General features: G+C 72.5%; 1 protein-coding gene (cut by a window edge). It reads left to right on the top strand.

All coding sequences use genetic code 11. From position 1 onward, the window contains the following. A protein-coding gene (locus ACZ59A_RS05505) for a type I polyketide synthase (RefSeq protein WP_470953818.1) crosses the window boundary here: on the top strand, positions 1-13,639 show its 3' end. 25,328 nt of this gene lie to the left of the window's left edge; 13,639 of the gene's 38,967 nt are visible here — the last part of the coding sequence; the start codon falls outside the window, past its left edge; its stop codon occupies positions 13,637-13,639.

Below are 13,639 nucleotides of genomic sequence, written 5' to 3'. Positions count from 1 at the left end.
GCACGTCGACTGGTCGATGGGCGCGGTCTCGCTGCTGACGGAGCAGACGGAGTGGCCGGAGACGGGCCGCCTGCGCCGCGCCGGTATCTCCTCGTTCGGCATCAGCGGCACCAACGCGCACACCATCATCGAGCAGGCCCCGGTGGTGGACGAACCGACCGAGGTGGCCGAGCCGCGTGACCTCGGCGGACTCCTGCCGTTCGTCCTGTCGGCCAAGAACGCTGGGGCGCTGCGGGAGCAGGCCGCGCGCCTGCGCACTCACATCGAGACGCGGCCGGAGTCGGGGCTGCTCGATGTAGCTCATGCCTTGGCCGTCGGTCGCGCTGCTCTGGAGCGGCGTGCGGTGGTCACCGTTGGTGACCGGAACGAGCTGCTGCGGACGCTCGACGCGCTGGCAGAGGGCGAGTCCGCCCCGGGTGTGGTCGAGGGGACCGTCGCGGAAGGCAAGCTGGCGTTCCTGTTCACCGGTCAGGGCAGCCAGCGGCTGGGCATGGGCCGCGAGCTGTACGACGCCTTCCCTGTGTTCGCCGATGCCCTGGACGCGGTGTGTGCGCATCTGGACCTGCATCTTGAGCGGCCGCTGCGGGACGTCCTGTTCGGGGACGATGCCTCGGCGCTGGACCGGACCGGGTTCACCCAGCCTGCGTTGTTCGCGGTTGAGGTGGCGTTGTTCCGGCTGGTCGAGGCGTGGGGTCTGCGGCCGGACTTCCTGTCCGGTCATTCGATTGGTGAGCTGGCTGCCGCGCATGTGGCGGGTGTGCTCTCCCTTGATGACACGTGCACGCTGGTGGCGGCTCGTGGGCGTCTGATGCAGGAGCTTCCGGCCGGTGGCGCGATGGTGGCGGTGCAGGCGTCGGAGGACGAGGTGCTGCCGCTGCTCGGTGAGCGGGTGAGCATTGCCGCCCTCAACGGGCCGTCGTCGGTGGTCGTCGCGGGTGACGAGGATGCGGTTCTGGAGATCGCCGCGTCTTTCGAGGCGCAGGGTCGTAAGACCAAGCGGCTCACGGTCAGCCACGCGTTCCACTCGCCGCGCATGGACGGCATGCTGGACGCGTTCCGCGAGGTCGCGCAGGGGCTTTCGTACGAGGCGCCGCGCATCCCGATCGTGTCGAACCTGACCGGTGCCGTGGTGTCCGCCGAGGAGATCACCAGCCCGGACTTCTGGGTGCGGCATGTCTGGGAGGCCGTGCGCTTCCTCGACGGTGTGCGGACCCTTGAGGCTCAGGGCGTGACCACCTTCGTCGAGCTGGGCCCCGACGGTGTGCTCTCCGCGATGGCGCAGGAGTGCCTGACCGGCGACGACACCGACGCCGCGTTCGCCGCCGTCTGCCGCAAGGACCGTCCCGAGGCCGAGGCTCTGCTGTCGGCCGTCGCCCGGGCGCATGTGCGCGGGGTGACGCCGGACTGGACGGCTGTCTTCGGCGGGGCCGGTGCGCGGCGGGTGGATCTGCCGACGTATGCCTTCCAGCGCCAGCGGTACTGGCCGACCGCCGCCCCCCTCGCGGTGGGCGACCTGGAGTCGGTCGGGATGGGTGACATCGAGCATCCGCTGCTCGGCGCCGCCGTCGCGCTCGCGGATGACGATGGCTATCTGTTCACGGGGGTGCTTTCCCCTCGTACGCATCCGTGGTTGGCGGATCACGAGGTCATGGACACCGTGCTGCTGCCCGGCACGGCCTTCGTGGAGCTGGCGTGTGCTGCCGGTGCCCAGGTGGGTTATGCGCGGCTGGACGAACTGACCCTGGAGGCCCCGCTTGTGCTCCCGGAGCACACCGGGGTGCGGGTGCAGCTCGTGGTGGAGGGGCCGGACGCGTCGGGTCGCCGTTCCTTCAGCCTGCATTCGCGGCGGCAGGACGCACTCGGGACGGAGCCGTGGACGCGGCATGCCGCCGGTGTGCTCGCCGTCGGGGCCCGAAGCGCTGAGCTGGATGAGCTGGGTGTGTGGCCGCCGCAGGGCGCCACGCCGATCGCGGTCGACGGGCTGTACGAGGAGCTGGCCGGGGCGGGCCTCGGCTATGGGCCGGTGTTCCGGGGGCTCAAGGGCGCCTGGCGGCTTGGCGAGGATCTGTACGCCGAGGTCGGCTTCCCCGAGGACGCGGACGTGACGTCGGGCGGCGAAGCCGAGCGGTTCGGGTTGCACCCGGCGCTGCTGGACGCCGCGCTGCATGCCCTCGGCAGTGAGGGCGTCGACCGCGATGCGGCGTCGACGGAGGGCGCGCTGCTTCCGTTCGCGTGGAGCGGTGTGCAGTTGCACGCGGCGGGGGCCGGTGCGCTGCGGGTGCGGTTGTCCGAGCAGTCGCCGAACGTGGTCTCGCTGCTGGTCGCTGACGGTATGGGCCGCGCGGTGGCCACGGTCGAGTCCGTGGCGCTGCGCCCGGCCTCGGCCGACCAGGTGCACGCCGCGCGGAGTGGGCTGCACGAGTCGCTGTTCCGGCTGGAGTGGTCGCCGGTTCCGGCGCCCGCCATGCGTGCGGCGACGGGCGAATGGGCGGTGCTCGGGGCGGATGCCGGGCAACTGGCCGCACTCGACGGCACGTTCGGGACCCAGATCCGGCTCGCCGCGTACGGTGATGTGGCGGCGCTGGGTACGGCGGTGGACGCCGGGGCGTCCGTGCCGGACACGGTGCTGCTGGTCGGTCTCGGTGACGGCGGCGACGCGCCGGCCGTGCACGAGGCCACGCAGACCATGCTTGCCACGCTTCAGGCGTGGTTGGCCGATGAGCGGTTTGCCGGGTCGCGGTTGGTGTTGCTGACCCGGGGTGCGGTGGAGACCGAGCCGGGTGCGGGTGTGGTGGATCTGTCGCAGGCCGCGGTGCGTGGTCTGTTCCGTTCCGCACAGTCGGAGAACCCTGGCCGTCTGGTGCTGCTGGACGTGGACGGGGACCAGAGCTCGTACCGTTCGGTGCCTGCGGCGCTGGGCGTGACCGAGGATGAGCTGACGCTTCGTTCGGGTGCGGTGCTCGCGCCACGGCTGGCCCGGGTGCCGGTCACCGACGCCGCCGAAGCCGCTCCGTCCTTCGATGAGGACGGCACGGTGCTGATCACCGGCGCCTCCGGAAACCTGGGTGGCCTCTTCGCTCGTCATCTGGTCTCGGCTCATGGTGTGCGGCGGCTGCTGCTGGTCAGTCGCCGTGGCGCTGGCGCGGACGGTGCGGAGGAGTTGGGCGCCGAGCTGGCGGCGGCTGGTGCCGAGGTGACCTGGGCGGCGTGTGATGTGGCCGACCGGGAGGCGCTGGCCGGGACGCTTGCCGCTGTTCCGGCTGAGCATCCGTTGAGCGCTGTGGTGCATACGGCGGGCGTGCTGGATGACGGCATTCTTGGCTCGTTGACGCCTGAGCGGGTGGTGGGGGTGTTGCGTCCGAAGGTGGATGCGGCGCTGAATCTGCATGAGTTGACGCGGGATCTTGATCTGTCGGCGTTTGTGTTGTTCTCCGGGGCGGCGGCGGTGTTCGGCGCTCCGGGGCAGGCGAGTTACGCCGCGGCCAACTCCTTCCTGGAGGCGCTTGCTCAGCAGCGGGTGGCGCAGGGGCTCCCCGCCACCGCCCTGGCCTGGGGCCTGTGGGCCGGTGCGGGCATGGGCAGCGTCCTGGACGAGGTCGACCTGCGGCGTATCGCGCGTGGCGGGATCGCCCCGATCGCTGCCGACGAGGGGCTTGAGCTGTTCGACGCGGCCCGGGCCGACGGCTCGGCGGTGCTGTTCCCGATGCGGCTCGACTACGCGGGGCTGCGTACCGAAGCGACGGCTACCGGTGTCGTACCGTCCTTGTTCCGCGGCCTGGTGCGGGCTCCGGTCCGGCGGGCCGGAGCGGGGGCCGTCACGGCCACGGACGGTTCCTCGTTCGCCCAGCGTCTCGCCGGGCTCACGCGGGCCGAACAGGAGCGTGAGCTGCTGGACTTGGTGTGCGGGCGGGTCGCCGCGGTGCTGGGGCACAGCGGGGCCGATGTGATCGAGGCCGGGCGGGCGTTCAAGGAGCTGGGCTTCGACTCGCTGACGGCGGTCGAGCTGCGCAACGACCTGAAGACGGTCACCGGGCTGAGGCTTCCGGCAACGCTCATCTTCGACTACCCGACCCCGACCACCCTCGCCGGTTATCTGCGTGAGGAGCTGGTGGGAGACGAGGAGGCCCCGGCGCCGCTCGTTCCCGCTCGGGTGGAGGCAAGCCCGGCGGTGGGGGACGATCCGATCGTCATCGTCGGCATGAGCTGCCGCTTCCCCGGTGGGGTGCGTACTCCCGAGGACCTGTGGGAGCTGGTCGCCACGGGTGGCGATGGCATCTCGGGCTTCCCGGTGGACCGTGGCTGGGACCTCGATGGTCTGTATCACCCGGACCCCGACCACGCCGGTACGTCGTACACGCGTGAGGGTGGCTTCCTGCATGACGCCGCCGACTTCGATCCGGACTTCTTCGGGATCTCGCCGCGCGAGGCCATCGCCATGGATCCGCAGCAGCGACTGTTGCTGGAGACGTCGTGGGAGGCGTTCGAGCGGGCGGGCATCGACCCGGCGACCGTGCGCGGCAGCCGGACCGGCGTGTTCGCGGGCGTCATCTACCACGACTACCTCTCCGGGCCGGGCGACATCCCCGACGGTGTCGAGGGCTACATCGGCACGGGCAACGCGGGCAGTGTCGCTTCCGGGCGAGTGGCGTACACCCTGGGTCTTGAGGGCCCGGCGGTCACGATCGACACGGCCTGCTCGTCGTCGCTGGTGGCGCTGCACTGGGCGATCCAGGCGCTGCGCTCGGGTGAGTGCACGATGGCGCTGGCCGGTGGTGCGGTGGTCATGGCCACCCCTGAGACGTTCGTGGACTTCAGCCGTCAGCGCGGTCTTGCCGCCGATGGTCGCTGCAAGTCGTTCGCCGCGTCGGCGGACGGTACGGGCTGGAGTGAAGGCGCGGGCATGCTGCTCGTGGAGCGGCTGTCGGACGCACGGCGTAACGGCCACCCGGTGCTGGCCATCGTGCGTGGCTCGGCCATCAACCAGGACGGTGCGTCCAACGGTCTGACGGCGCCCAACGGCCCGTCCCAGCAGCGTGTCATCCGGCAGTCGCTGACCAGCGCCGGTCTGACGACCGGCGATGTGGATGTGGTCGAGGCGCACGGTACGGGTACGACGCTGGGCGACCCGATCGAGGCGCAGGCGCTGCTGGCCACGTACGGACGCGACCGGTCGGGCCAGCCGCTGTGGCTGGGCTCGATCAAGTCCAACATCGGGCACACGCAGGCGGCGGCCGGTGTCGCGGGCATCATCAAGATGGTGATGGCCATGCGGCACGGCGTGCTGCCGCAGACGCTGCATGTGGACGAGCCGTCGCCGAACGTGGACTGGGCGGACGGTGCGGTCTCGCTGCTGACCGAGCGGGTGGAGTGGCCCGAGACGGGCCGTCCGCGTCGTGCGGGTGTGTCGTCGTTCGGCATCAGTGGCACCAACGCGCACACCATCATCGAGCAGCCGCCGGTCCTGGAGGACTCCGAGGACGGGGCGGGCCGGCCGTCCGCCGTGCCGCCGGTGCTGCCGTGGCCGTTGTCGGCCATGGGCCGGGAGGCGCTGGGTGAGCAGGCCCTTCGTCTGCTCGACCGGGTGCGTTCCGCCGATGGGGATGTGGACCTGGCCGGGATCGGCTACACCCTGGCTGCCGGGCGTACGGCGTTCGAGGACCGTGCGGTGCTGGTGGCCGATGGTCGTGAGGGTTTCCTGCGTGCTCTGGAGGCGTTGGCTTCCGGCGAACCGGCCACGGGTGTGGTGCAGGGTTCTCCGGTGGCTGGCAAGCTCGCGTTCCTGTTCACGGGGCAGGGCAGCCAGCGGCTGGGGATGGGCCGTGAGCTGTACGAGGCGTACCCGGTGTTCGCCGAGGCGCTGGACGCCGTATGCGATGAACTGGACGCGCATCTTGAACGGCCGCTGAAGACGGTGCTGTTCGGGGATGACGCTGCTGTCCTGGATCAGACCGGCTTCACCCAGCCTGCGTTGTTCGCGGTTGAGGTGGCGCTGTTCCGGCTGGTCGAGGCGTGGGGTGTGCGGCCCGACTTCCTCTCCGGGCACTCCATTGGTGAGCTGGCTGCCGCGCATGTGGCGGGTGTGCTGTCGCTGGCGGACGCCGCGAAGTTGGTCGCTGCTCGTGGTCGGTTGATGCAGGAGCTGCCGTCCGGTGGCGCGATGGTCGCGGTGCAGGCGTCGGAGGACGAGGTGGTGCCGCTGCTGACCGAGCGGGTGAGCATCGCCGCCCTCAACGGGCCGTCGTCCGTGGTCATCGCGGGTGACGAGGATGCGGTTCTGGAGATCGCTTCCGGTTTCGAGGAGCGGGGTCGTAAGACGAAGCGGCTCACGGTCAGCCATGCTTTCCACTCGCCGCGTATGGACGGGATGCTGGAGGCGTTCCGCGAGGTGGCGCAGGGGCTTTCGTACGAGGCGCCGCGTATCCCGATCGTCTCCAACCTGACCGGTGATGTCGTCTCCGCTGAGGAGATCGCGAGTGCCGACTTCTGGGTGCGGCATGTCCGGGAGGCGGTGCGCTTCCTCGATGGCATGCGGACGTTGGAAGCCCAGGGCGTGACGACGTTCGTCGAGCTGGGTCCCGATGGTGTGCTCACCGCGATGGCGCAGGAGTGTGTGACCGGCGAGGATGCCGCGTTCACTGCCGCGCTGCGCAAGGGGCGGGTGGAGGCGGAGTCGGTGACGGCTGCCCTCGCCACGTTGCAGGTCCGGGGTGTGGCCCTGGACTGGGAGGCGTTCTACGCCGGGGCTGGCGCGCGGCGCGTGGAGCTGCCGACGTATGCCTTCCAGCGTCGGCGGTACTGGCTGGATGTGTCGACGGCCACGGCCACCTCTGACGCCACGGCCCAGGGCGCGGTGGACGCCCGCTTCTGGGAGGCCATCGAGCGCGGGGATCTGGAATCCCTCGCGGCGACGCTGGGTCTTGGTGACGAGGACAACGGCGCGCTGGAGTCGCTGCTGCCGTCGATCTCGTCGTGGCGTCGGCGGCAGTCGCAGCGTTCGACGGTGGACGGCTGGCGTTATCGGGTGTCGTGGAAGCCGGTCACCGACCGCGCTACCGCTTCCCTGAGTGGCCGTTGGCTGGTGGTCGTACCGGCTGAGGCAACCGAGGCCGCGTGGGTCGACGGTGTCGTACGGATGCTGAACGACCGTGGTGTCGACGTGGCGCGGGTCGAGCTGGCTGCTGAGGACGACCGGACGGCGGTGGCGGCGCGGCTGACCTCGGCCAACGGCGACGAGGCCGTGACCGGCGGTGTGGTGTCCCTGCTGGCCCTGGCGGACGAGGCCGATGGTCTGCTGACCACGGCGGCGCTGACGCAGGCGCTCGGCGACGCGGGCATCGGCGCGCCGCTGTGGGTGGCCACGCGGGGCGCGGTGGCCGTGGGCCGTTCGGACGGTGCGGTCAGCCCGGCACAGGCGCAGCTGTGGGGTCTGGGCCTGGCGGCGGCGCTGGAACTTCCCGGGCGTTGGGGTGGTCTGGTCGACCTCCCGGCAACGGCCGATGACCGTGCGCTGGCGCGGCTGGCGGAGGTGCTGGCCGGAGCCGGTGGCGAGGACCAGGTCGCGGTGCGGGCGTCGGGCGTGTTCGGACGCCGACTGGTCCAGGCATCCGCGTCGTCCTCCGACAGGTCCTGGACACCGGGCGCCGGTACGACGTTGGTGACGGGCGGCACGGGTGCGCTGGGCGCGAGGGTGGCCCGCTGGCTGGTGGCGAACGGCGCCGAGCACGTGGTGCTCACCAGCCGTCGTGGCCTCGATGCTCCGGGCGCCGTCGAGCTGCGCGATGAACTGGCCGCTTCCGGTGCCCGCGTGACCGTGGCCGCGTGCGATGCGGCCGACCGGGACGCGCTCGCGGAGCTGCTGGCTTCCCTGCCGGAGGAGCTGCCGCTGACCGGTGTGTTCCACACGGCCGGTGTGCTGGACGACGGCGTGCTGGACTCGCTCACTCCGGAGCGTTTCACCAATGTCCTGCGCGCCAAGGTGACCGCTGCGGCGCATCTGGATGAGCTGACGCGTGAGCTGGACCTGTCGGCGTTTGTGCTGTTCTCCTCGATCAGCGGCACGTTCGGTGCCGCGGGTCAGGGCAACTACGCCGCCGCCAATGCCTCCTTGGACGCGCTGGCCGAGCGTCGGCGCGCCGAGGGTCTGCCCGGCACGTCGATCGCCTGGGGTCCGTGGGCCGAGGGCGGCATGGCCGCGGACGGCGGCCTGGAGCAGCGGCTGCGCCGTGGTGGTCTGCCGCCGATGGACGCGGGGGTGGCAATCGCCGCCCTTCAGCGGGCGCTGGACGTGGACGACGCGGCGGTGGCCGTCGCGGACATCGACTGGGCCCGGTTCGCGCCGGAGTTCACCGCTGTCCGGCCGAGCCGCCTGATCGCGGACTTCGCGGAGTCCGCGGACGTGGCGCAGTCGGGGCAGGACACCCGCGGAGCTTCCGCCGAGGGCGGGCTTGCCGCGCGGCTTGCCGGGCTGGGTGAGGCCGAGCGGGACCGGTTGCTGCTGGATGTGGTCCGTGGCCAGGTGGCCGCGGTGCTGGGTCATGACGGCTCGGAGTCGATCGGGGTCGATCGGGCGTTCAGCGAGCTGGGCTTCGACTCGCTCACCGCCGTTGAACTCCGTAACCGTCTGATCGCGGCGACGGGTGTCCAGCTGCCCGCGACGCTGGTCTTCGACTATCCGACGGCCTCCGCCCTGGCGGGCTATCTCCGGGGCGAACTGGTCGGCGAGGACACCGCCGCCGACACCTCGGGGCCGACGGCCGCGACGGTGGCGACCGACGACGATCCGATCGCGATCGTGGCGATGAGCTGCCGCTTCCCGGGCGGGGTGCGCTCGCCCGAGGAGCTGTGGCAGCTGCTGTCGGCGGGTGGGGACGCGATCGCGGAGTTCCCGTCCGACCGTGGCTGGGACCTGGACGCGCTCTACGACCCGGACCCCGACAAGCGGGGCACCTTCTACGCACGCGAGGGGGGATTCCTCTACGACGCGGGCCACTTCGACGCCTCGTTCTTCGGGGTCTCGCCCCGCGAGGCGCTCGCCATGGATCCGCAGCAGCGACTGTTGCTGGAGACGTCGTGGGAGGCGTTCGAGCGCGCGGGCATCGACCCGGCGACGCTGCGCGGCACCTCGGCCGGTGTCTTCGTCGGCTCCAACGGGCAGGACTACCTGGCCTCGCTGGACACGGTCCCCGAGGATGTCGAGGGCTACCTCGCCACCGGTAACGCCGCGAGCGTGGTCTCCGGCCGCCTCGCGTACACCTTCGGACTGGAGGGCCCGGCGGTCACCGTCGACACGGCCTGCTCCGCCTCGATGGTGGCGCTGCACTGGGCGATCCAGGCGCTGCGCCAGGGCGAGTGCTCGATCGCGCTCGCGGGTGGTGTGACGGTCATGTCGAGCCCCGGCGCGTTCATCGAGTTCAGCCGTCAGCGCGGCCTGGCCACCGACGGCCGGTGCAAGGCGTTCGCGGCGGGCGCGGACGGCACCGGCTGGGGCGAGGGCGTCGGCATGCTGCTCGTCGAGCGGCTGTCGGACGCGCGCCGCAACGGCCATCCGGTCCTCGCGCTCGTCCGCGGCTCCGCCATCAACCAGGACGGCGCGTCGAACGGTCTGACGGCGCCGAACGGGCCCTCGCAGCAGCGCGTCATCCGGCAGGCGCTGGCCAGTGCGGGTCTGTCGGCCGCTGACGTGGACGCGGTCGAGGCCCACGGCACCGGCACCCGGCTCGGTGACCCGATCGAGGCACAGGCGCTGCTGGCCACCTACGGTCAGGAGCGGGACCCGGAGCGGCCGCTGTTGCTGGGCGCCATCAAGTCCAACATCGGCCACACGCAGGCCGCCGCCGGTGTCGCGGGCATCATCAAGATGGTTCTCGCCATGCGGCACGGTGTGCTGCCGCAGACGTTGCACGTGGACGAGCCGTCGCCGCACGTCGACTGGTCGGCGGGTGACATCGAGCTGCTGACCGAGGCCCGGCCCTGGCCGGAGACCGGCCGTCCGCGCCGGTCGGGCGTCTCCTCGTTCGGCTTCAGCGGCACCAACGCCCATACGGTCCTGGAGCAGGCCCCGGAGCCGACCGCGCCGACCGAGCGGGCCGAGGACGGCGAGCCGAAGCGCCCGCTCGTCCGGCCCGATGTGGTGGCCTGGCCGCTGTCGGCCAAGGGTGAGGACGCGTTGCGGGCCCAGGCCGGGCGGCTGCGCGCCCACATCGAGGCCGACACCGGGCTCGACACCGTGGACGTGGCGTACTCCCTGGCCACCACCAGGTCCGCCCTGGAGCACCGCGCGGTGGTCCTCGGCCCGGACCGGGAGCGGCTGCTCGCGGGCCTCACCGCGCTCGCGGACGGCGAGTCCGCCGCGCAGCTGATCCGGGGCGTGCCCACGGACGGCCGTACGGCCGTGCTCTTCACCGGGCAGGGCAGCCAGCGGCTCGGTATGGGGCGCGAGCTGTACGAGGCGAGCCCCGTGTTCGCCGAGGCGCTGGACGCGGTCTGCGCCGAGCTGGACCGGCATCTCGAACGGCCGCTGTACGACGTGCTGTTCGGCGCCGAGAAGGAGCCGCTGGACCGGACCGGCTTCACCCAGCCCGCGCTGTTCGCCGTCGAGGTCGCGCTGTTCCGGCTGGCCGAGGCCGCCGGGCTGCGGCCCGACGTCCTGGCCGGGCACTCCATCGGCGAGCTGGCCGCGGCCCATGTGGCCGGGGTGCTGTCGCTGGCGGACGCCGCCACGCTGGTGGCCGCGCGCGGTCGGCTGATGCAGGAGCTGCCGTCCGGTGGCGCGATGATCGCGCTGCAGGCGTCGGAGGACGAGGTGGCGCCGCTGCTCACCGACGGCGTGAGCATCGCCGCCCTCAACGGCCCGACGTCGGTCGTGATCGCGGGCGACGAGGACGCCGCTGCCGGGATCGCGGCGGACTTCGAGGCGCGGGGCCGCAAGACCAAGCGGCTCACGGTCAGCCACGCGTTCCACTCCCCGCACATGGACGGGATGCTCGCCGGGTTCCGCAAGGTCGCCGAGGGCCTGACGTACCACGCCCCGCGCATCCCGATCGTCTCGACCGTCACCGGACAGCCGGTGACCGACGAGCTGGGCATGGGCTCCGACTACTGGGTGCGCCACGTGCGCCACGCCGTCCGCTTCCTCGACGGTGTCCGCGCCCTGGAGGCCCAGGGCGTCACGACGTACGTCGAACTCGGCCCAGACGGTGTGCTGTCCGCGATGGCGCAGGACTGCGTCACCGAGGACGGCCCGGACGACGTGGCCTTCGTGTCCGTGCTGCGCGGCGGGCGGCCCGAGGCGGAGACGCTGACCGGCGCCCTCGCCACCCTGCATGTCCGGGGCGCGGCCCTGGACTGGGAGGCGCTGTTCGCCGGGACCGGCGCACACCGCGTCGAGCTGCCCACGTACCCGTTCCAGCGGCGGCGCTACTGGCTCGACGGCGCCGCGCGGCAGACGCCCGACCAGGCGGCTCCGGCCACCGACACGGCCGACGCTCGGTTCTGGGAGGCGGTGGAGAGCGACGACCTCGCCTCGCTGGCGGACGTGGCCGGCATCGACGTGGACCAGCCGCTGAGCGCGCTGCTCCCGGAGCTGTCGGAGTGGCGGCGTCGCGAACGTGAGCAGTCCGCACTCGACGGCTGGCGCTACCGCGTCACGTGGAAGCCGCTGGAGGAGCCGCGGCTCGCCGCCGTCCCCGGCGTCTGGCTGGTCGTCGAACCGGCGGGCCGGGCCGACACCGTTCGGGTTCTGGTGGACGCACTCGCCGAGCGAGGAGCCGACATCCGGCGCGTCGTCCGTGGCCGGGACCTCGACCGGAACGCGCTCGCCGACCGCATCCGCCACGCCGCGGCCGGTGACCCCGTCCACGGTGTGCTGTCCCTGCTGGCCCTGGACGAGCAACCGCACCCCGACCACCCCGCCGTGCCCACCGGGCTGCTGCGGACCGGAGTGCTGGTGCAGGCACTCGGGGACGCGGGCCTGGACGCCCCGCTGTGGTGCGCCACCACCGGAGCCGTCGCCACCGCCGCCTCCGAGCCGCTGGGCAGCGCCGCACAGGCGCAGATCTGGGGCCTGGGCCGGGTGGTCGCGCTGGAGCACCCGGAGCGCTGGGGCGGTCTGATCGACCTGCCCGCGACGCTCGACGAACGGGCCGCCGACCGGCTGGCGGGAGTGCTCGGCGGACACGGCGACGGGCACGAGGACCAGTTGGCGATCCGTACGGCCGGAGTCCTGGCCCGCCGCCTCGTCCACGCCGAGCGCACCGCGGCCACCGGAGCGCCGTGGCGGCCCCGCGGCACGGTCCTGGTCACCGGCGGTACCGGTGCGCTGGGCGCCCATGTGGCGCGCTGGCTGGCGGACCACGGCGCCGACCACCTCGTCCTGGCCGGACGCCGTGGGCAGCAGGCCCCCGGCGCCGAGCAGCTCGCGGCCGAACTGACCGCGAAGGGCGCCGAGGTGACCGTCGCCGCGTGCGATGTCACCGACCGGGACGCGGTCGCCGGGCTGCTGGCCCGGATCCGCGACGAACACCCGCGGCACCCGCTCACCGCGGTCGTGCACACGGCGGGCGCGGGGCAGTTCGCACCGCTCGCGGAGACCACCCCGGCGGACGTCGCCGATGTGGTCGCCGCGAAGGTCGCGGGCGCGGCCCATCTGGACGCGCTGCTCGGCGAAACCGAGCTGGATGCCTTTGTGCTCTTCTCCTCGATCGCCGGGGTGTGGGGCAGCGGCGGCCAGGGCGCGTACGCGGCGGGCAACGCCTTCCTCGACGCGCTGGCCGAGCAGCGACGCGCCCGGGGCGCCGCCGCCACCTCGGTGGCCTGGGGCCCGTGGGCGGACGGCGGACTCGTCGCCGACGACGAGGCGGCCGAGCAGCTGCGCCGCCTCGGTCTGCCGGTGATGGCACCGCGTTCCGCCATCGCCGCCCTGCAGCAGGCGCTGGACCGGAACGACACCACAGTCACCGTCGCCGACGTCGACTGGGACCGCTTCGCCACCACCTTCACGGTGGCCCGCCCCCGTCCGCTGATCGCCGAGCTGCCCGAGGTCGTCCGCGCCCTCGCGGCGGACCGGGCCGAGGAAGCAGGCGCGGGCGACGGGACGGCCGAGGCACCGGCGGAGTCCCTGCGGCAGCGGCTCGCGGGACTCACCGGGCCCGAGGCCGACCGGGTCCTGCTCGACCTGGTCCGTACGGAGGTCGCCGCGGTCCTCGGACACGACGACACCACGGCCGTCGAGGCGGGCCGGGCGTTCAAGGAGCTGGGCTTCGACTCGCTCACCGCCGTCGAGCTCCGCAACCGGCTGAACGCGGCGACCGGGCTGAAGCTCACCGCCACCCTGGTCTTCGACCACCCGTCGCCCCGCGCGCTCGCGGACCAGCTGCGCGCCGACCTCCTGGGCGAGGACACCACGCCGGAACTCCCGGCCCTCGCGGAGATCGACAAGCTGGAGTTCACCCTCTCCAACGTTTCCGACGACACGGCGGAACGCGAGCGGGTCACGGCACGGCTCGAAGCGCTGCTACGGAAATGGCACGACACCGAGAACGAGGCGGCCGGTGACGGCACCGACGAGGACGAACGTGACCTGGACTCCGCCTCCGCCGAAGACATCTTCGACATCATCAACTCTGAATTCGGAAGGTCCTGA

This window comes from Streptomyces sp. NPDC040405, from assembly GCF_055595765.1.
Note: the sequence above shows the minus strand (reverse complement) of the source record. Positions and strands in the feature narration are given on the sequence as shown.